Source organism: Amycolatopsis sp. N2S4-7 (genome assembly GCF_058119595.1).
Genome location: NZ_CP172299.1, coordinates 9,917,922 through 9,936,972, shown reverse-complemented (window position 1 = coordinate 9,936,972; position 19,051 = coordinate 9,917,922). Strand labels below are relative to the sequence as shown.

Annotated in this window: 17 protein-coding genes; 10 read left to right on the top strand and 7 right to left on the bottom strand. The window is 71.5% G+C overall.

Features of this window, described 5'->3' with window-relative positions; translation table 11 throughout:
- Window positions 1–330: 330 nt before the first annotated feature.
- Window positions 331–1,743, bottom strand: coding sequence for a DUF1996 domain-containing protein (locus tag ACH54P_RS46925; protein ID WP_489909777.1), 1,413 nt, complete (start codon window positions 1,741–1,743; stop codon window positions 331–333).
- Window positions 1,744–2,079: 336 nt separating this feature from the next.
- Between ACH54P_RS46925 and ACH54P_RS46920 the strand changes: the two genes are divergently transcribed.
- Window positions 2,080–2,667 carry a DM13 domain-containing protein gene (locus ACH54P_RS46920; protein WP_489909776.1) on the top strand — a complete coding sequence of 196 codons (588 nt, stop codon included), beginning with the start codon at window positions 2,080–2,082 and terminating at the stop codon, window positions 2,665–2,667.
- Here the strand turns inward: ACH54P_RS46920 and ACH54P_RS46915 are convergent.
- Genes ACH54P_RS46915 through ACH54P_RS46895 form a run of 5 tightly spaced genes read right to left on the bottom strand, consistent with a single transcriptional unit; the run spans window position 2,648 to window position 7,383 of the window.
- A complete protein-coding gene (locus tag ACH54P_RS46915; protein ID WP_489909775.1) occupies window positions 2,648–3,472 on the bottom strand; it encodes a class II fructose-bisphosphate aldolase in 825 nt (274 codons plus the stop codon). The genes ACH54P_RS46920 and ACH54P_RS46915 overlap by 20 nt on opposite strands.
- Entirely contained in the window at window positions 3,469–4,377 is a 909-nt protein-coding gene (locus ACH54P_RS46910; RefSeq protein WP_489909773.1) for a 1-phosphofructokinase family hexose kinase, read from the bottom strand. The genes ACH54P_RS46915 and ACH54P_RS46910 overlap by 4 nt, the downstream gene beginning before the upstream one ends.
- Complete coding sequence (locus ACH54P_RS46905) at window positions 4,374–5,285, bottom strand: DMT family transporter (RefSeq protein ID WP_489909772.1); 912 nt, start codon at window positions 5,283–5,285, stop codon at window positions 4,374–4,376. The genes ACH54P_RS46910 and ACH54P_RS46905 overlap by 4 nt, the downstream gene beginning before the upstream one ends.
- A 9-nt stretch (window positions 5,286–5,294) precedes the next feature.
- On the bottom strand, window positions 5,295–6,251 hold the full coding sequence (locus ACH54P_RS46900) for an N-acetylglucosamine kinase (RefSeq protein ID WP_489909771.1): 957 nt from the start codon (window positions 6,249–6,251) through the stop codon (window positions 5,295–5,297).
- A gap of 1 nt (window position 6,252) precedes the next feature.
- Complete coding sequence (locus ACH54P_RS46895; RefSeq protein ID WP_489909770.1) at window positions 6,253–7,383, bottom strand: SIS domain-containing protein; 1,131 nt, start codon at window positions 7,381–7,383, stop codon at window positions 6,253–6,255.
- Between the two features lie 126 nt (window positions 7,384–7,509).
- Between ACH54P_RS46895 and ACH54P_RS46890 the strand changes: the two genes are divergently transcribed.
- The 6 genes from ACH54P_RS46890 to ACH54P_RS46865 all read left to right on the top strand — a co-directional run bounded on the left by ACH54P_RS46890 (window position 7,510) and on the right by ACH54P_RS46865 (window position 13,895).
- The gene (locus tag ACH54P_RS46890) at window positions 7,510–8,316 is read left to right on the top strand and encodes a DeoR/GlpR family DNA-binding transcription regulator (RefSeq protein WP_489909769.1); all 807 of its coding nucleotides are present in this window, start codon (window positions 7,510–7,512) and stop codon (window positions 8,314–8,316) included.
- Between the two features lie 89 nt (window positions 8,317–8,405).
- Window positions 8,406–9,221 carry an endo alpha-1,4 polygalactosaminidase gene (locus ACH54P_RS46885; protein WP_489909768.1) on the top strand — a complete coding sequence of 272 codons (816 nt, stop codon included), beginning with the start codon at window positions 8,406–8,408 and terminating at the stop codon, window positions 9,219–9,221.
- A gap of 214 nt (window positions 9,222–9,435) precedes the next feature.
- Window positions 9,436–10,701 (top strand): ABC transporter substrate-binding protein, encoded by a 1,266-nt coding sequence (locus ACH54P_RS46880; protein WP_489909767.1) that lies wholly within the window; start codon window positions 9,436–9,438, stop codon window positions 10,699–10,701.
- 9 nt (window positions 10,702–10,710) lie between these two features.
- Entirely contained in the window at window positions 10,711–11,640 is a 930-nt protein-coding gene (locus tag ACH54P_RS46875) for a carbohydrate ABC transporter permease (protein WP_489909766.1), read from the top strand.
- Window positions 11,637–12,509, top strand: a complete 873-nt coding sequence (locus ACH54P_RS46870; RefSeq protein WP_489909765.1) for a carbohydrate ABC transporter permease — start codon at window positions 11,637–11,639, stop codon at window positions 12,507–12,509. The genes ACH54P_RS46875 and ACH54P_RS46870 overlap by 4 nt, the downstream gene beginning before the upstream one ends.
- 27 nt (window positions 12,510–12,536) lie before the next feature.
- A complete protein-coding gene (locus ACH54P_RS46865; protein WP_489909764.1) occupies window positions 12,537–13,895 on the top strand; it encodes an alpha-glucosidase/alpha-galactosidase in 1,359 nt (452 codons plus the stop codon).
- Here ACH54P_RS46865 and ACH54P_RS46860 read toward each other — a convergent pair.
- A complete protein-coding gene (locus tag ACH54P_RS46860; protein ID WP_489909763.1) occupies window positions 13,846–14,697 on the bottom strand; it encodes an expansin EXLX1 family cellulose-binding protein in 852 nt (283 codons plus the stop codon). The two genes, ACH54P_RS46865 and ACH54P_RS46860, sit on opposite strands and share 50 nt — an antisense overlap.
- 177 nt (window positions 14,698–14,874) lie before the next feature.
- On the opposite strand from ACH54P_RS46860, the gene ACH54P_RS46855 reads away from it, so the two are divergent.
- From ACH54P_RS46855 to ACH54P_RS46845, 3 genes are all read left to right on the top strand, one after another.
- A complete protein-coding gene (locus tag ACH54P_RS46855) occupies window positions 14,875–16,134 on the top strand; it encodes an FAD-dependent monooxygenase (RefSeq protein ID WP_489909762.1) in 1,260 nt (419 codons plus the stop codon).
- Window positions 16,118–16,837, top strand: coding sequence for a TetR/AcrR family transcriptional regulator (locus ACH54P_RS46850; RefSeq protein ID WP_489909761.1), 720 nt, complete (start codon window positions 16,118–16,120; stop codon window positions 16,835–16,837). Before ACH54P_RS46855 ends, ACH54P_RS46850 begins: the two co-directional genes overlap by 17 nt.
- A gap of 219 nt (window positions 16,838–17,056) precedes the next feature.
- Window positions 17,057–18,934: a glycoside hydrolase family 44 protein gene (locus ACH54P_RS46845; RefSeq protein WP_489909760.1), complete on the top strand. Its 1,878-nt coding sequence runs from the start codon at window positions 17,057–17,059 to the stop codon at window positions 18,932–18,934.
- Window positions 18,935–19,051: the final 117 nt, after the last annotated feature.

Below are 19,051 nucleotides of genomic sequence, written 5' to 3'. Positions count from 1 at the left end.
TCCGCCGTTCACCCGCCAAGGGTCCGCCGAGACGCTGCGACGGCCTCTCGGGGGCTCGTCGTCCCGCAAGGCGCGGCTTCACGGAGGCCGAACGCACACCCCGTGGTCACACCTCCGCCGCCCCGGTGAGTGGTCCGGCGTTGCCGCTCGGAGATGCGGCTTCGGGGGCGGCACCGGATTGTGCGCCGGCGTGGCCGTTGCCGCTGTTCGTGACCGCGATCGCGGTGGCGAGGCGGGTCTTTCCACGGTTCGACAAGGTGGTCCTCCCGCGGTCTCGGCCGGGATCCGGGGCCCGCCGTGGGGATGGGAGTCACGGCGGGCCCCGGCGGGTCAGGCGTTGCAGGTCTTGTTGCGGTTGACGCAGTCGACGACCTGGTTCATCTGTCGTTGGGACATGACGTTGGCGAAGTCGTCGTGGTCGGACAGCGGGTTGTGGTCCTCCTGGGGGAACGAGTCCACTTTGTACTGTTTCTTGACCTGGATGTCGTGCGGGATGTCGTAGACGAGTGTGATCCGCAGCTGCGGCACCGCCTTGAAGCCGGCGGCGCAGCGGCCGGCTTCGTCCGGGAACACGATGTGCGTGCGGTGGTTGGCGCTGTCGGTGTTCTTGCCGTCCCAGCAGCTCGGGAAGTCGTGGATCCGCTCGACCTTGCTCCCTTCGGGGCAGATCGGGTACTTGTCGGTCAGCCGGTTCTCGAAGCCGGTGCAGGTCCACGCCGCCCGGGTGTTCTTCGTTCCGTTGGCGGACGGCTTGGCGTCACCGGTCAGGGCACGCAGGAACTTCGGCATCGCCACGACCTGGCCGGCCGGGCTGCCGCGGAAGGTGATGCCGACCTTCGCCGGGCGCTGGATCGCCCCGTCGTTGTCGGGCAGCTCGTTGTTGGCGTCCGCGCCGGGCAGCGGCGTCGCCGTGGCACCACCGCCGTTGCCTCCCGCCTGCCCGAGACTGCACGGCGCGAGGGCGTCGAGGCCCTGGGGCCGGGCGGCGCTGCGGCCGATGGCGATGGCCATGCGGTCGATGGTGGCGACGCGCTTGTCCTCGAGCGGACCGAGGATGGCGTTGCGGACGAAGTCCGGGCCACCCTGGCCCTGGGTGGCGACCAGCCGCTGGTTGGCCTCGTCGAGCTGGGTGTCGAGCAGTTCGAGGTTGCGGTCGACCTCGGCCATCGCCGAGTCGGGGACGCCGGGCAGCCGGCTGGCGACGTCCGGGCAGGTGATCGCCGGGGAGGCGGCGTCCTGGGCGGCCTGGTCACGGTCGCCGTCCGGGGACTTCGCGGGCGGGTTCTTCTCTTCGTCACCGGTGTCGATGCGGACCACCGGCCAGAAATAGGCGGACTTGTCCCCGTTTTTGCAGGTGGTGCCGGCGGCTTCGAGGCTCTTGTTGTTCGAGTCCGCGTTCGACGAGAGGTTGCCGACGTAGTCGTGCAGGTGCTGGGCGCCGTTGCGGATGCCGGGCTGGGCGACGAAGTTGTCCGGGTTGAAATGGCCGTTCTCGTTGCGGCCGCAGTCCACGGTGAAGGTGCCGGTGGACGCGCCGCGGCCGGTGGCGGGCTCGGCGTTGCCCGGGGCGACCTTGAGGATGTCGACGTAGAGCGCCGGGTCGGCCTCGTCGGCACTGGCCTGGCCGGGATCGCCGAACGTCGTCGACACCGCGATGCCGCCGGCGGCCATGGCCAGTGCGAGGACACCGGTGGCGATCTTGGTGCGTCGGGAGATGCGGTGCTTTCCCGTGTTTCCGGGCATGAAGGGACTCCGATGAGAGAGGAAAGAGTGGTCCGCAGCATTCGAAAGATTCAATAGTTGCGGTCTTCGCAAGGGTTCGGAACGCCGGTAATCGTGACTGCACTAAGCTTCGTTGTCCAGATTTCCGCACTCCGGTGAAATAGTTCGGAAATGTGTTGAACCGAGCTGAACCGGCGTCCGTGCACCTGGGTGAGGCATGAAGTGTGCGTCGGCGCCGGAGCGCCCCGGACGGACGCGGCGGTCTCGACCGCCCGTAAGAGATCGGTAACCCGCGCCGGGGCCCAGCTGGGCGATTCGTCCCGTTGACTGAGCATCCGGAAGACGGAGGAGAACGAGATGAACGGCACGCGGCGCCTGCTCACCCGGTCCCGGCTGATCGGCGTCCTGGCAGTGGGCCTGGTCGCGCTGGCGGCAGGCCTGTACTGGTTCCAGCCGTGGCAGCTGTGGGCGGACGAGACGGTGCAGGAAGCCCTCCCGCCCGCCTCGCCGACGTCGCAGCCCGCCGCGCCGACCTCGCAGCCCGCCGCACCCGTAGCGGAGTCCCCGGTGCCGGACTCGCCGCCGGCCGAAGTCGCGACCGGCACGTTGATCAGCCACGAGCACCGGACCACCGGCACGGTCCGGGTCCTGCGCGCGGCCGACGGCTCACTCGTGCTGCGCCTGGAAGACCTGGCCACCAGCAGCGGCCCCGACGTGCACGTCTGGCTCACCGACGCGCCGGTGAAACCGGGCAAGGACGGCTGGGACGTCTTCGACGACGGCAAGCACCTCGACGCGGGCAAACTCAAGGGCAACAAGGGAAACCAGAACTACGCCCTGCCGGCGGGCACCGATCTGGCCGACTACACCAGCGTGAGCCTCTGGTGCGACCGCTTCAACGTTTCCTTCGGCGCCGCGGAACTGCTCATTTCGCGAGCAAGGTGAGCAACCGGGCCACCTCGTCGCGGACCGCGGCCCGGCCGGGAGCCAGGTAGCGGCGGGGGTCGGTGAGCGCGGCGTGTTCCCCGAGCGTCGAGCGCACCGCTTCGGTGAGCACCTGGTTCAGCCGCGTGCCGATGTTGACCTTGACGATGCCGCTCGCCACCGCGCCGCGCAGTCCTTCGTCGGGCACGCCGGAGGAACCGTGCAGCACGAGCGGCACCGGAACGCTGTGCGCGAGCGCGGCGATCAGCTCCTCGTCCAGCACCGCGCTGCGGTCGGCCATGGCGTGCGACGAGCCGACGGCCACCGCGAGGGAGTCCACGCCGGTCGCGGCGACGAACTCGGCCGCCTCGCCCGGGTCCGTGCGGACGCCGGGGGCGTGGGCGCCGTCCTTGCCGCCGATCTCGCCGAGCTCCGCCTCGACGCGGCAGCCCGCGGCGTGGCAGCGTTCGACGACGGCCTTCGTCCTGGCCACGTTCTCGGCGTAGGGCAACGCGGCGGCGTCGAACATCACGGACGTGATGCCCAGGCCGAGCCCCTCCCGGATCAGCTCCTCGTCCTCGATGTGGTCGAGGTGGACGAGGACGGGCACGGTCGCGGTCTCGGCCAGCCGCAGGCAGGCGAGCGCGAACGGCGCGAGCGAACCGTGGTAGCGGACGGCGTTCTGCGAGATCTGCAGGACCACTGGGAGCCCGCTTCTCTCCGCGCCGGCCACGACGGCTTCGGCGTGCTCGATCAGGATCGCGTTGAACGCCCCGATCGCGCGCCGCTGCGCGCGCAGGTCGTCCAGCAGGCCGGCCCAGTTCATCGGATCCTCTCCACTTCCACCGCGGGCATCCACCGGTCCCTGGCCGCGACGTCGATCTCGCCGGCGACCGGCCGCAGCACCGCGGCGGCCGAGGTGGCGACCACGTCCGCCAGCGCCACCGGCCAGTCCACTCCGGACCCGGCGAGGTGCATCGCCAGTGCGGCGGCTCCCGCGTCTCCGGCACCGGCCGGATTGCCGGTGACGACTTCGGCGGGCCGGGCGCGCCAGGCGCCCCCGGCCGTCACCGCCGTCGCGCCTTCGGGGCCCAAGGTGGCGACAACCGCCGGGGCTCCCGCGGTCACGAGGTCCTGACCGGACCCGGCCAGTTCCTTGAGCTCGTCTTCGTTCGGCATGAGCACGGCTCCGCTGCGAGCGGCCTCGCGGAGGGCGGCGCCGGAGACATCGGCGATGACCGGCACGTCGTGCCGGACACACAGCTGAGCCAGCTTCGCGGGGACATCGGCGCCCATCCCCGCCGGCACGCTCCCGGAGATCACGACGGCCCCGGCTCCAGCCGAGAGCTCGGCGCGGAGAGCGTCGAGAATGTCCGCTTCCCCCTCGGCGGAAGCCGGGGAGCCGACCTCCTGCAGCATCGTCGTTCCGTCGGCGGGAGTCACCACCGCCACGGTCCGCCGCACCGCGGGCAGCGCCGGGACGAGCCGGTGCGCGAGGCCCAGCCCGTCGAGGCCGTCCCGGAACTCGTCGGGCGTCCGGGTCGTGGTCAGCGCCAGCACCACGCTCTCGCCACCCAGTTCGCGGACCACCGCCGCGACGTTGACGCCCTTGCCGCCGGCGCGGGACCGGACGTCCGATACCCGCGTGGTCCCGCCGAGGTGCAGCGCGTCGACCCGGTAGGTCACGTCGACGGCGGGGTTGAGGGTGACCGTGACGATCCGCCGCGTCATGACGCCGCGCTGCCGGGGACCAGCTCCGTGGACTTTTCCGCGCGGTACACCATCAGGGTCGAACCGGCCAGGGCCAGCACGATGCCCGCGATCTGGAACCCGGTGGGGGCGGCACCGAAGAACAGCAGCGACAGGACGATGGTCAGCACGGGGGCGAGGGCGTTGGTCACCGGCGCCACGATCGACGCCTTGCCCCGGCTCATCGCCATCACGAGGAACAGCGCGCCGACCGCGTTGAGCAGCTGGGTCCCGGCGGTGAGCGCGGGCGCCTGCCAGGGGAACCCGAGCGGGAGCCCGCCCATCATCAGCACGGCGACCGGGATCAGCAGCAGCCCGCTGATGGTCATCCAGCCGAACGTCGAAGCGTCGTCCACGCCCGCGAGCGCGGCCTTGCGCATGAAGAACGCCTGGACGCCCCACGCCACGCAGACGCCCGCGGCCAGCACCAGGTAGAGCCACCCGCTGTCACCGCCGTCGCCCGTGGAGACGGAGAACAGGACGACGGCGACGAGCGCGAGCACCACGCCGGCCCAGGACCACCCGCCGAGCCGTTCCCGCAACGCGCCGAACGCCAGCAGCACCGTGACCGCGGGCGAAAGCGCGACGATCGGGAAGATCACGTAGGCCGGACCGATCGTGAGAGCCTTGAACAGCAGCAGCTGCCCGCCCGCCCCGGTGAGCCCGATCAGCAGCCCGTACCCGGCGGCGGTCCGGCCGCGGTCGAACTTCTTGCCGCGCAGCGAAAACCACGCGGGCACGAGCATGGTCAGCGCCCAGACCACGTACACCATCGGGTCGGGGTAGGCGTAGAGCTTGGTGGGCAGGCTGGAAAAGGCCCCCCACACCCCCCAGAACACCACCAGCAGTCCCGCGTACGGGATCCAGCTGTTCGCGCGGGTGAACGACATCTCGGCTCCTCAGTGCGGCAGGGACGCGGCCGGGTGGACTTGCTCGGCCCGCAACGGGTGTCCGTGCAGGCGCGCCGCGTAGAGCGCGGCACCGATGTGCGGTTCCAGCAGGGGTTCACGGAGGTCGTACTCGAGGGACAGCGCCTCGCGGAACGACGACAGCACGTGCGCCGACCCGAACACGCCACCGGAGTACGACACCGGAACCCGTTGGGCGGCCTCGAACTCCAGAGCCACGCGGCCGACGTCCACGAGCAGCGCGAGCTCGCGCCCCGCCTCCCGCAGGACCCCGGTCGCGACCGCGTCACCGGCGTCCGCGGCCCGGACGACGACCTGGCTCAGGCTCGCGATCCGGCCCCGGTCGCCGTGCCACCGGTTCACGACGACGTCGATCGCGTCGAAGTCGGCGGCGAGGCCGAGCGCCTGGCGCAGCTCGCCGACGAGCGGGCCGGCCGGCAGCCGTCCGTCGACCATGCGGCTGAACGCGTTCAAGCCCTGGATCGCGACCCAGTAGCCGGAGCCTTCGTCACCGAACAGCTCGCTCCAGCCACCACCGCGCCACTGCCTGCCTTCGTGCTCGCCGTAGGCGATCGAGCCGGTGCCGGCGACGACGTTGATGCCGTCGATCGCCCCCAGCGACCCGGCCCAGCCACAGATCATGTCGTTGCCGCAGCGGTAGTTCCGCGTACCGAGGATCCGGGCGGGTACCGCGTCGAGCACCGGCATGTCGGCACTGATCTCCCCGTAGGCAGGCAGGCCGAAGAAGGCGTACGTGATGTCCGGGACCTGGATGCCCGCGGCGTGGCAGACTTCGCCGATCCCCTGGCGCAACCGGGGTTCCACGATCTCCAGGCCTTCGCTCAGGTAGTACACGCTCGCGGTCCTGGCCTCCGCGACAACCCGGCCGTCGAGACCGACCAGGCAGAACGCCGTCTTCGTCCCGCCACCGTCGACACCGAGGAACACGTCAGCTCACCTCCGGAGGAACGAAGTCGTGGATGACCACGCCCTGCACGACGCGGTTCACCTCCCCGTCGGGGAACGGGTTGTCCGGGGTGACGCCCAGCGCGAGGGAGCACGCGAGCGCCGTGGTCTGCGCCGCGATCACGGCGAGCAACCCGAACCCGGCCACGGGGAGGCCGGGTGGCGAGGGCACGGGCCAGACCCGGGCGCCGCCGAACTCGGTGACGTCGTCCCCGCCCACCACGACCACCCGCTCTTCGCCGAGCGACTGCACCAGTTCGCGCGCGATGTCCCCGTCGTACCGCCGCGCGTGCGGATCGGTGGAAAGGAACACCACGGCGGTGGTGCGCTCGTCGAGCACCGACTTCGGGCCGTGCCGGAAGCCCAGCGCGGAATCGGCGATGCCGACCACCTCGCCCCGGGTCAGCTCCAGGCACTTGAGCGCGGCTTCCCGGGCCAGCCCGCGCAGTGGCCCGGAGCCCAGGAACACCAGCCGGGCCGGCTTGGCGCCGGCGATCGCCGACGCGTGTTCGGCGGCACCCTCGAGCACCGCCGACCCGGCGCGCGCCAGCGCCTCGACGTCGACGTCCACGCCGAAGGCGAGCAGGGCCGCCAGCGCCATCCCGGTGAACGAGGAGGTCATCGCGAATCCGCGGTCGTTGACCTCGTCCGGGAGGGTCACCACGACAGCGTTCCCGTCGCCGGACCAGCGCCGCGCCAGCTGTCCATTCGGGTCACACGTGATGACCAGGTGCCGCAGCCCGGGCGTCAGCCGGTGCAGCAGGTCCGCCGCGGCGACGGACTCGGGGCTGTTGCCACTGCGCGCGAAGGAAACCAGCACGATCGGCCGGTCGTCCACGACCACGGCGAGCGGGTCGGCGACGATCTCCGTGGTCGCGATCGCCTCGACCGGCCGGCCGAGGTGCCGCGCGAGATCGCGGGCGACCACCTCGCCGATGAACGCCGAGGTGCCCGCACCGGTGAGCAGGATCCGCCGATCGGGGAGCCCGATCAGCTTCTCGATTTCCGGCCGGGCCCGCCGCACGGCGTCCACCACCCGGATCCAGGTGGCGGGCTGCTGCCCGATCTCCCGCGCGGTCCAGCTGTCGCCGGACCACCGCCCGCTGCTGTGCATAGGTGCTGCCTCCGATTTCCGGGACGTACTCCCGGAGACTCATCCGCGCCCCGCCCGGGGGGCAAGGTCCGCCGGCCAAGTGCGCATTCGGAGTGAGCGTTTCGCCCGCTGTCGTAAGCTCGGCCCATGTCCACGCGGAAACGGCGCACCACCCGGGCCGAACGGCTCTCGGAGCTGTTGCGGGTGCTCGCGGACACCGGCTCGCTGCAGGTGGGTGAGCTCAGCGCCCGGTTCGGTGTCTCCTCCGCCACGCTGCGGCGCGATCTGGCCAAACTGGAGGAACAGCGGCTGCTGACCCGCACCCACGGCGGCGCGCGGCCCCGGGGGCGGACGAACGAGGTGCCGCCGCCCTACCGGGAAAGCCGGTCCCGGGACGCCAAACGCGCGATCGTGCAGGCGGCGATCCGCACGCTGCCGACCGGGCCGCACGTCATCGCCCTGACCGGCGGCTCCACCACGAGCGAACTCGCCAGGGAACTGCCGGGCCGGGCGGATCTGACGGTGGTCACGAACGCGTTGAACATCGCGATGGACCTGGCCCTGCACCCCCGGCTGAAGCTGGTCGTCGTCGGTGGCGTCGCCCGGCCCCAGTCCTACGAGCTGGTCGGGCCGTGGGCCGAGCACGTGCTGGCCTCGATCAGCGTCGGCACGGCGTTCGTCGGCGTGGACGGCATCGACGCGGCGGCGGGGATCACCACGCACGACGAAGACGAGGCCAGGACCAACCGCGCCATGCTCGGCCGCGCCCAGCGGGTGGTCGTGCTGGCCGACGGCAGCAAGCTCGGGCGGAGCACCCTCGCCCGCATGGGTGACATCCAGGACGTGCACGAGGTCATCACCGACTCCTCCGCCTCGGCCGGGCCGGTCGCGGCGATCCGCCGGGCCGGGGTCCGGGTCACGGTGGTCGAGGCCGGTTCCGGCAAGGACCGCTGAAACGCTCATCGCGAATGCGCGTTTGATTGACCGCCGTGGCCGGGCTGCCTACCTTTCGCCGACAACAGCCCGACGACGATGGAGTCCGGATGACGCGTTCTCTCCCCCTCCACGGCAACCGTTTCGCTTCGTTCGCGGCGGCGGGCGCGCTGGCCGCCGGCACGCTCGCCGCGGTCGCCGCACCGGCCTCGGCCGCGGTCACCCTGCCCCCGCAGGCCGCCGGGTTCGACTACCAGATCGGGGGCGCCTACACCCCGCCGTCGGGGGTGCAGATCGTCAGCCGCGACGTCTCGGCGGCGCCGGCGAGCGGCAAGTACAACATCTGCTACCTCAACGCCTTCCAGGCGCAGGAAGGCCGGGACGGCGACTGGCCGAGCGACCTTTTGCTGCGCGATTCGAGCGGGAACAAGGTCGTCGACCCCGACTGGAACGAGACGCTGCTCGACCTGCGCACGTCGGACAAGCGCGCCCGGGTCGCGGCCCAGGTCGGCAGCTGGATCGACACGTGCGCTTCGAAGGGGTACCAGGCGATCGAGCCGGACAACTACGACAGCTACAGCCGGTCCGAGAACCTGCTCACCACCACGCACGCGCAGGAGTACATCAAGCTCCTGTCGGCCCGCGCCCACGGCAAGAACCTCGCCATCGCCCAGAAGAACACCCCGGAGCTGGCCGGCAACCGCGTCGCCAACGGCCTCGACTTCGCCGTCACCGAGGAATGCGGCGAGTACGAGGAGTGCGCCGACTACGCCGGCCCGTTCGGCAACCGGGTCGTCGACGTCGAGTACACCGCGTCGGGCATGAGCAAGGCCTGCCCGGAGTGGAAGAGCAAGATCAGCATCGTCCGGCGCGACCTGTACGTGGTGCCCCAGGGGACGAGCGGATACGTCCGCAAAACCTGCTGACACGCTCCTTGACACGTTCGAACGCGCTCGCTTTACTGCTGTCCACGTCGGAACGGCTGCACCCGACGTCAGAGGTACGCCCAGCCGGTATGTCGGCCTCCGCCGCGAGCCCGGACTGAGTCGCCAGGACCCGTTCGAGGTCCGAGGCGGGGCCGTGCCCACCATCATCCGGAGTTTCGATGATGTCCTTCCCGTACCCCGGCAAGACCCGCTGATGGACCGCCGCGGATTCCTGCGCGGCGCCGGCGGTCTGGCTCTCGGCGCCGCCCTGGCCGGCTGCGGCCCGGCGCGGTCCTCCGGAGGCCCGGTCACGGTCGAGATCTGGCACGGCCAGACCGACACCGGCAAGAAAGTGCTCGACGAGCTCGTCGCGGACTTCCACCGGACCCACCCCGGGATCCGGATCGACCTGGGCGGCGGCGTCCTCGCCGACGCGATGCTCCAGAAGATCACCGCGGCGCTCGCGTCGGGGTCGTTCCCGGACATCGCCTACGTCTTCGGTTCGGACCTCGCCAGCGTGGCGCGCAGCCCCAGCGTCGTCGACGTCACCGACCTCGTCGACGCGGGCCCCGGCTTCTGGGCACCGGCCCGGGAAGCGGTCACCGTCAACGGCCGCGTCCGCGCGGTCCCGGCGCTGCTCGACTCCCTGGCCGTGGTGTGCAACAAGGAGCTGTTCGCCGGCGCCGGGATCCCGCTGCCCGCCGCGGGCTGGACGTGGGCCGACTTCGTCGCCACGGCCGCGAAACTCACCGACCCGGGCAACGGCACCTTCGGCACCGCCTGGCCCGCCACCGGCGACGAGGACACCGTGTGGCGGCTGTGGCCGATGGTGTGGGACCTCGGCGGCGACGTCGTCGGCCCCGGCGGGCGCGGCATCGGGTTCGCCGGCCAAGGCGTCCGTGCCCTCGAAGTCGTCCGCGACCTCGCCGCGGCGCACGCGGTCTACCTCGACCCGAAGACCGGCAGCGAGCAGATGTACCAGGCGTTCCAAGCCGGTCACATCGGGATGGTCGCGACCGGCCCGTGGCAGCTGCCCGACATCACGGGAGCCGGCATCGACTACGCGGTCGTGCCGTTGCCGAGCTTCAGCCGCCGTCCGCTGACCATCTCCGGCCCGGACACCTGGACGCTGTTCGACAACGGCGAAGAACGCGTGGCGGCGGCCCGCACCTTCCTGTCCTGGCTCGCGGACCCGGCCCAGGACGTCCGCTGGGACGACGGCGCGGGCAGCCTCCCGCTGAGCCGCCGGACGCAGCAACTGCCCGCGTGGCAGGAGAAAACCGCCGAGACGCCCGGTCTGCCGGTCTTCGTCGACGCGCTGGAGAACGCCCGCGTCCGGCCCGTGCACCCGGCCTACCCCCAGGTGTCGGCGGCGCTCGGCACCGCGATCGTCGCCGTGCTGCTCGGCCGGGCGACCCCGGCCGACGCCATGCGCGACTGCGCCGCGGAAGCGAACGCCGCCCTGATCATTCCGCGATAGGGAGCCGCCATGCCCGGACTGCCGAGGCCCATCACCGTCACCCCCGTGCACTCCAACACCAAGAGCCGGCGGCGGCGCCGCGAAACCGCGGCCGCGTGGGCCTACGTCTCGCCCGCCGTGCTCATCATCCTCGGCCTCGGCGTGGTGCCCGTGGCCTGGTCGCTCGTGCTGTCCTTCCAGGCCGACGACCTGGTCACGCCCAGCCGTTGGGTGGGCCCGGACAACTACGCCGCGCTCGCCCAGGACCCGCACTTCGCCCAGGCCGTGGGGAACACCGTGCTGTACACGGTGCTCTACGTCCCGCTCAGCATCCTGTTCGGGTTCCTGCTGGCGCAGGCGCTCAACCGGCGCATCCGCCTGGTCGGGGTCTACCGGACGCTCGTGTTCGTCCCGTTCGTGCTGTCGGCGACGGCCCAGGGCGTGCTCTTCTCCTTCATCCTCGACCCGCAGTTCGGCGCGGCCAACTCCCTGTTGCACCACCTCGGGGTGTCGCCTCAGGGCTTCCTGACCGACCCGGCGCAGGCGCTGCTGGTGCTGGTCGGCATCACCCTGTGGAGCGGCACCGGCTTCTGCGTCGTGGTGTACCTGGCCGCGCTGCAGGACGTCCCGCCGTCGCTGGTCGAGGCCGCGCGGCTGGACGGCGCCGGGACGTGGCGCGTGCTGCGGCACGTGACGCTGCCCGCGGTCACCCCGGTGACGGCGTTCCTCGTGCTGTGGCAGCTGATCACGTCGCTGCAGGTGTTCGACCTGGTCTACGTCACGACCAAGGGCGGCCCGCTCGGTTCGACCACGGTCATCGTCTTTTTCGTCTGGGAGCAGGCGTTCAAGAACTTCACCGCCGGCTACGGCGCGGCGTCGGCCTACGTGCTCGCGCTGGCCCTGCTGGTCGTCGTGGTCGCCGTCCGCGTGCTGCGGCGGCCCGGGAAGGCGCTGCGATGACCGCCCGGCTCGACGTGTCCGCGACCCGTGCCGCCCTGCCCGTGCTGCGCCGGCCCCGGCTGCCCTTCAGCCCCTGGCACCTGCTGCTCGTGCCGCTGGCGCTGCTGTTCGCGGCGCCCCTGGTGTGGCTGCTGCTCAGCTCGGTGATGAGCAACGCCGAGATCAACCGGTTCCCGCCCGCGCTGTGGCCGTCCCATGTGGACTTCTCGGGGTACCGCTACGTCCTCGAGAACGCCCTGTTCCTGCGCTGGTTCACGAACTCGCTGATCGTCTCGGCGGTGACCGTGGTGTCGAACCTGCTGTTCGGCACGCTGGGCGGCTACGCGTTCGCGCGGATGCGGTTCACCGGCTCGCGGGCCCTGCTGGCGCTGATGGTCGCGACGATGGCGATCCCCTTCCAGCTCACCATGATCCCGACGTTCCTGGTGATGAAGCGGCTCGGCCTGATCGACAGCCTCGGCGCGCTCATCGTGCCGTCGCTGGTGACGCCGTTCGCGGTGTTCCTGCTGCGCCAGTTCTTCCTGTCGCTGCCCCGGGAGCTCGAAGAGGCGGCGTGGATCGACGGCTGCTCGCGGCTGCGCGTGCTGTTCACCATCGTGGTGCCGCTGTCGCGGCCCGCGCTGAGCACGGTGGCCGTGCTGACGTTCCTCAGCACGTGGAACGACCTGACCTGGCCGCTGATCGCGGTCAACCACGACACGACGTACACGCTGCAGCTGGGGCTCACGACGTTCCAGGGCCAGCACCACACGAACTGGGCCGCGGTGATGGCGGGCAACGTCATCACCGTGCTGCCCGTGCTGCTGGCCTTCCTCGGCGCGCAGAAGACGTTCATCCAGTCGGTCACCTCCAGCGGCCTCAAGGGCTGACTTCGCACCAATCGGATCGGATTTTCGATGACCCCCAAGATCACCTTCGTCGGCGCGGGCAGCGTCGTGTTCACCCAGGGCCTGCTCGCCGACCTGTTCGCCTACCCGGAGCTGGACGGCGTGCACGTCGCCCTGCACGACATCGACCCGGACCGGCTGGCCACCGCGCTGGCCGCGGCCCGGCGGATCGCCGCCGTGCGGGGCGTGAAGCCGGTGCTCACCGCGCACGCGGACCGCCGGGAGGCGTTGTCGGGCGCGGATGTCGCGGTAAACATGGTCCAGATCGGCATGGGGGCGGCGACGCGCACCGACTTCGAGGTCCCGGCGCGGTACGGCGTGCGCCAGACCATCGGCGACACGCTCGGCATCGGCGGGATCTTCCGCGCGCTGCGGACGTTCCCCTTCCTCAAGGAACTCGGGGCGGACATCGCCGACGTCTGCCCGGAGGCGTGGCTGCTGAACTACACGAACCCGATGGCGATGAACGTCCAGTACCTGAGCGAGGCCACCGGGCTGACGCGGGTCGTCGGGCTGTGCCACTCGGTGTACTGGACCGTGCACGGGCTCGCCGAGCTCGTCGGGGTGCCGTTCGACGAGGTCACCTACGTCGCGGCCGGCGTCAACCACCAGGCGTGGGTGCTGCGGTTCGAGCACGCGGGCGCCGACCTGTATCCGCGGCTGCGCGAGCTGGCCGGGTCCGACGGCGAGCTGCGGCGGCGCGTCCGGTTCGACATGCTGCGGCGGCTGGGCTACTACCCGACGGAGACCAGCGAGCACTCCGCCGAGTACGTGCCCTGGTACCTCGGGCACGACACCGAGGTCGAGCGCCTGCGCCTGCCGATCGGGGACTACCTCGGCATCGTCGCGGAGAACGAAGCCGAGTACGAACGGACCCGGCGGGCGATCGCGGCCGACGAGCCGCTGCCCGTCGAAGGGACGGGCGAATACGCGCCGCAGATCGTCCACAGTGTCCTCACCGGCACGCCGCGGACGGTCTACGGCAACGTCGTCAACCGCGGCCTGATCGAGAACCTGCCGTCCGGCGGCGTGGTCGAGGTGCCGTGCCTGGTCGACGGCACCGGCGTCCGCCCGACCCGGATCGGCGCGCTGCCGCCGCAGCTGGCCGCGCTCAACCGGACGTACCTGAGCGTCAACGACCTCGTGGTGCGCGCGGCCCTCGAGGACGACCCCCACCACATCCGCCACGCGGCGATGATCGACCCCGCCACGGCGGCCGCGCTGCCGGTCGAGCAGATCTTCGAGCTGTGCGACGACCTGGTCCGCGCCCACGGCGACCGGCTCCAGCCGGCCCTGCGCGCCGTCCTCGGCACCGGGCTCAGTGCTGGGCGAACTGCCGGTTCGTCGGCTGGACGGCCTCGGCCTTGACCGGCAGCGGGTCGATGACCAGCCGTTCGCCGTAGATGTCGGTGACCGCGATGGCTCCGCCGCACCCGGCGCCGTGCTCGGACAGGAAGTAGTTGTAGCCGGTGCGCTGCAGCTGCTTCCAGCCACCGCCCGTGCGGACCTCGAGCCGGGCGACCGGGTTGCGGTGGTCGATCACCTGGATGCCGCACCAGTAGGGGGACGATCCGGTCTTGTAGCGGACGGAGATCCGTTTCGCCGTCGGCGGGTTCACCAGTTTCCAGGTGACCGGGATCTCCCCGCGGTCGCGCGCCCCGAGGCGGTCGAACGCCCGGGGGTTGAGGTCGAGCTGCCCGACCCGGCACGGTGCCGGGCACAGGTTGGTGATCCGCACGGTGACGCTCGCGCCGCCCGCCGCCTGGACCCGGACGTAGGCCCCGCACGCCTGGGAGCCCTCGAAGTCGGCGACGTTCATCGCGGCGTTCAGCGGATCGGGGCTCGCGTCGTACCCGCACGCGCCGGTGCCGTCGGTGTCGTAGAAGCTCGCCACGCCGGAGCGGGTGACGCCCGGCTTGACCTTCCCGGCGAGCGGTGCGGCCGCGGAGGTCGGAGGCGCGGTGCTGGAGGATGCGGCGGCGGTTGTCGTGAGTGGACTCGACGACGTGCTCACGGGCGGGTTGGAGAGGGCCGCCGTGCTCGCGGGGCCGCCGTTCGACGCTTCGGCGGTGTCCGTCCCGGTCGTCCGGGTCACGGCCAAGGCGACGACGACCGTCGCGGTCACCACGAACACCGCCACCACCGACACGATCACCCCGCGTCCGGGCACCGCACCTCCCGAACGACGGCCTTGGAACACGATCCTTACCACGCAGCTCCGGGTGGTGGCCCACATTAGACAGCGGGGCCTCACGGCCTGCGGGTGGGCCGGCACCACGCCGAGACTCCGGTATGACCTGGACCACAGACTGACCATATGACCAATCTGGTCAGTACTGTTGAAGCCATGAACGACGACACCTCACGCCGGGTACTGGTCGTAGGAATGGGCGTCAGCGGGATCGCGACCGCGGCGCGGCTGCGGGCCGCGGGCTGGACGCCCGTGCTGATCGAACGCGCGCCGGGGCGTCGCTCCGGTGGCTACTTCGTCGCCCTGTTCGGGGCGGGCAAGGCGGCGGCCACCCGCCTGGGCCTCGGCGCCCACCTGCACGACCGCGGCAGCCCGCTGCCGCCGGTGAACCTCGACCGGACCGGGCGCCGCAGGCCGAGCGCCGGCTTCGGCGACCTGCCCGGCAAGCCGTGGCTGATGGTGCGCGGCGACGCCGAACAGGCCGCCTTCGAGGTCCTGCCCGACGACGTCGAGATCCGCTGCTCGACCGTGCCCACCGCGATCGAGCAGGACGACAGCGGGGTCGACGTCACCCTGCGGAACACCGAGACCGGCACCGAGGTCACCGAGCGGTTCGACCTGGTCGTCGGCGCCGACGGGCTGCGCTCGACCGTGCGGTCGCTGGTGTTCGGCCCGCACGAAAACCACCTGCGCCGGCTCGGCTACATCGTCGTGGCCTTCGAATACGACGGGACCCCGGCCGGCCTCGACCCCGGCCAGGGCGCGACGCTGCTCGAGCCGGGCCGGTCGATGTGGGTCTTCGCCTTCGCCGACCACAACCCCACGGTCATGCTGACCTACCGCACCGACGACGTCGACGCCGAATTCACCGCCCCGCCCGCGCAGCGCGTCCGCGCCGCCTTCGGCCCGCGGCCACTGGGCGGCACGCTCGGCGACGTCGTCGACCACCTGGAATCGACCGGCAACGCGCTCTTCGACTCCGTGGAGCAGGTGCGGATGCCGCAGTGGCACCGCGGGCGCGTCGTCCTGGTCGGCGACTCCGCGTGGTGCGTCACGCTCTACGCGGGCATGGGGGTTTCGTCCGGGCTGACCGGCGCCGACCTGCTCGGCACGATGCTCGAACGCCACGACGACGTCGAAACCGCCCTCACCGGGTGGGAACGCGCCCTGCGCCCGTACATCGACCACTACCAGGACGGCGCCTCCAGCGACCGCAAGATCTTCATGGTCGACAGCCATCCGGAGATCATGGTCCGCCGGGCGCTCCCGAAACTGGCCAGGACCCGGCTCGGCGGCCGCCTGCTCGAACGCGTGATGCGCGTGGACGACATCGAGAAGTTCAAGAATGCCGATATCGTCGGCGGGGTGCTCGAACCCACCCCGCCCGGAAGGACCAGCGTTGCCGGACCTGCCTGAACACAGCTCGCCCAAGGCGGCCCGCATCCTCGCCGCCGCGGGTGAGCTGCTGCTCGCCCGCGGCAGCAAAGGCGTCACCATCGCCGACGTCGCCACCCGCGCCCACATCGGCAAGGGCACCGTCTACCTCTACTGGAAGACGAAGGAAGACCTCCTGCTCGGCCTGATCTGCCGCGACTTCATCGCCCTCGCCGACGACGTCACCGAAGCGGTCACCGCCGACCCCGGCCTCGCCCGGCCGTCCCGGCTCCTGCCCGACATGCTGGCCACCGCGGCCCGGCACCCGTTCGTCGACGCCCTGCGCCGCGACGACGACGGACTCCTCGGCGCGCTCACCGAAGACCCGCGTGCGGCGAGACTGCTGGAAACCCTGAGCCCGGACGCAATGATGTACGGCGTGCTCCCGATCTGGCGCCGGCACGCCCTCGCCCGGACCGACTGGCCGCTCGCCGAGCAGGCCCTGGCCCTCCACGCCCTGCTCACCGGCTTCCGGACGGTCCTCGTCCCGAGCCGGTTCCGGCCGGAGCCGGTGGTCCCGGAGCAGGTCCTCGCCAAGGCGGTGACCGCGCTGCTCGGCCCGGAGCACGCGACACCGGCCCAGGTCCGGGCCACGGCCGCCGAAGGCATCCAGGCTCTCGCCGACGGCCGCGCGGCGGCACTCGAGCTCATTGCCGCGCCCGGCAGGCCGGTCTCCGCCGGCTGAACACGCTCTCCCGCCACCGGCGGCGGGAAATTTCACCGCGGACATCCGCTCCCCACCCCAGGTCAGCGCGCCGGGATCGGCGACGACCGCCCATCGGCCGATTGACGACCGTGCCGCGGCCGGTAGCGTATGGGAGCGCTCCCACAAGCCGGCGGCAGGAGTTTCCTCATGGGTGCTCAGCGACGACACCACCTCAGGCCCGGAACGGCGAGCGGCTGTGTGCTGGCCGCGTTGCTGACCGCACAGGCCATCGCCGCACCCCCGGCTTCCGCCGCCGGGCTCAGCCTGTCGGTCGACGTGTCCGCCGCCCGGCACCCGATCAGCCCCGACATCTACGGCCTCAACGGCGGTGATCCGGCGTTCAGCGCCGAGATCGGCCAGTCGGTGGCGCGCTGGGGCGGCAACGCGTCCAGCCGCTACAACTTCAAGAACCACACCTACAACACCGGCAGCGACTGGTACTTCGAGAACATCGTCGCCGACGAAGAACACTCCGTCGAGGGAATGGTCGGGTCCCACCTCGACCGCGGCATCAAGCCGGTCGTCACCGTGCCCCTGAGCGGGTGGGTGGCCAAGGACTCGCCCTCGTCACACCCGTTCGCCTGCGGGTTCCCGGCGACCCGGTTCCCGCAGCAGGACGGCTTCGACCAGTGGGACCCCCACTGCGGCAACGGCAAGCTGAACCAGCAGAACCTCACCGGCGTCCCCACCGACACCTCGATCCCGGCGGATGCGGCGTTCGACGGCGAGATGGTGTCGCACCTGGTGGATCGGTTCGGCACGGCGGCGCAGGGCGGCGTGCCGATCTACGAACTCGACAACGAGCCGGTGCTGTGGTCCAGCACGCACCGCGACGTGCACCCGGAGCCGGTCACCGACGACGAACTGGGCAGCAAGGGCACCGCGGCCGCCGCGGCGATCAAGGCCGCCGACGCGAGCGCGGCGGTCCTCGGCCCGTCCGGCTGGGGGTACTGCGAGTGGGTCGCCTCCGGGATCGACGGTTGCGGGCCGGGTGCCGACTCGGCCGCGCACGGCGGGCTCAACCTGTCCCAGTGGTACCTGAAGACCATGAAGGACTACAGCGACGCCCACGGCGGCAAGCGCTACCTCGACTACTTCGACCAGCACTTCTACCCGCAGATCAGCGGCGACAAAACCCCCGAAGCCAACGCGCTGCGGCTGCGGTCCGTCCGGTCGCTGTGGGACCCCAGCTACGTCGAGGAGTCCTGGATCGGCCCCAGCGGCGTCAACGCGCCGCCGCTGCAGTTCATCCGCACGATGAAGTCGTGGATCGACCGGTACAACCCCGGGACCAAGACCGCCATCACCGAGTACAACTGGGGCGCGCTGGACGACATCAACGGCGCGCTGGCCGAGGCCGACATCCTGGGCGTCTTCGGCCGCGAAGGCCTCGACCTCGCCACGATGTGGGGCGAACCCAAGCCGACCGACCCGGGCGCGTACGCGTTCCGGATGTACCGCAACTACGACGGCGCCGGCAGCCGCTTCGGTGACGTCAGCGTGTCGGCGACCGCCGCCGATCAGGGCCGGCTGGCGGTCTACGCCGCGCAGCGGTCCTCCGACCAGGCGCTGACCGTCATGGTCGTCAACAAGACCGGCGACGACTTGACCTCGCCGCTGTCGGTGGCCGGGTTCGACAACGCCGGTGCGGCACAACGGTTCACCTACAGCCCGGCCGACCTGGGCGCCATCGTGCGCGGCGGCGACCTCCCGGCGGGCAACGGCCGGATCGACGCGACCTACCCGGCGAACTCCATCACGCTGCTGGTCCTGCCGGCGGCCGGCTGCACGGCGAGCCTGCACGTCAACGGCGGCTGGGACACCGGAAACGTCGCGACGGTGACCGTCACCAACGACCGCCGCACGCCGATTCCCGGCTGGCGGGTCGGCTGGACCTGGCCCGGCGACCAGCAGGTCACCCACTCCTGGAACACCACCCTGAAGCAGAACGCCGCGAGAGTCGTCGCCACCGACGCAGGGTGGAACGGCCCGATCGCGGCGGGCGGCAGCACCACCTTCGGCTTCCAGGCCACCGGGACGGCGCCACCACCGACGCTGACCTGTACTCCTGCCTGAGACTCCCCGGCCGGCCCCGGCACCTGCCGGGGCCGATCACACCATTGTGGACAGACAAGGATGTCCCTCCTGCCGCGCTCGTGGTAAAGTCCTGTCCCGGGCCACATAGTTCTTGGG

What these genes read in the sequence shown, in the direction of transcription:
- ACH54P_RS46925 (WP_489909777.1), bottom strand. Translation starts at nt 1,743, where the DNA reads ATGCCCGGAAACACGGGAAAGCACCGCATCTCCCGACGCACCAAGATC.
- ACH54P_RS46920 (WP_489909776.1), top strand. Translation starts at nt 2,080, where the DNA reads ATGAACGGCACGCGGCGCCTGCTCACCCGGTCCCGGCTGATCGGCGTC.
- ACH54P_RS46915 (WP_489909775.1), bottom strand. Translation starts at nt 3,472, where the DNA reads ATGAACTGGGCCGGCCTGCTGGACGACCTGCGCGCGCAGCGGCGCGCG.
- ACH54P_RS46910 (WP_489909773.1), bottom strand. Translation starts at nt 4,377, where the DNA reads ATGACGCGGCGGATCGTCACGGTCACCCTCAACCCCGCCGTCGACGTG.
- ACH54P_RS46905 (WP_489909772.1), bottom strand. Translation starts at nt 5,285, where the DNA reads ATGTCGTTCACCCGCGCGAACAGCTGGATCCCGTACGCGGGACTGCTG.
- ACH54P_RS46895 (WP_489909770.1), bottom strand. Translation starts at nt 7,383, where the DNA reads ATGCACAGCAGCGGGCGGTGGTCCGGCGACAGCTGGACCGCGCGGGAG.
- ACH54P_RS46890 (WP_489909769.1), top strand. Translation starts at nt 7,510, where the DNA reads ATGTCCACGCGGAAACGGCGCACCACCCGGGCCGAACGGCTCTCGGAG.
- ACH54P_RS46885 (WP_489909768.1), top strand. Translation starts at nt 8,406, where the DNA reads ATGACGCGTTCTCTCCCCCTCCACGGCAACCGTTTCGCTTCGTTCGCG.
- ACH54P_RS46880 (WP_489909767.1), top strand. Translation starts at nt 9,436, where the DNA reads ATGGACCGCCGCGGATTCCTGCGCGGCGCCGGCGGTCTGGCTCTCGGC.
- ACH54P_RS46875 (WP_489909766.1), top strand. Translation starts at nt 10,711, where the DNA reads ATGCCCGGACTGCCGAGGCCCATCACCGTCACCCCCGTGCACTCCAAC.
- ACH54P_RS46870 (WP_489909765.1), top strand. Translation starts at nt 11,637, where the DNA reads ATGACCGCCCGGCTCGACGTGTCCGCGACCCGTGCCGCCCTGCCCGTG.
- ACH54P_RS46865 (WP_489909764.1), top strand. Translation starts at nt 12,537, where the DNA reads ATGACCCCCAAGATCACCTTCGTCGGCGCGGGCAGCGTCGTGTTCACC.
- ACH54P_RS46855 (WP_489909762.1), top strand. Translation starts at nt 14,875, where the DNA reads ATGAACGACGACACCTCACGCCGGGTACTGGTCGTAGGAATGGGCGTC.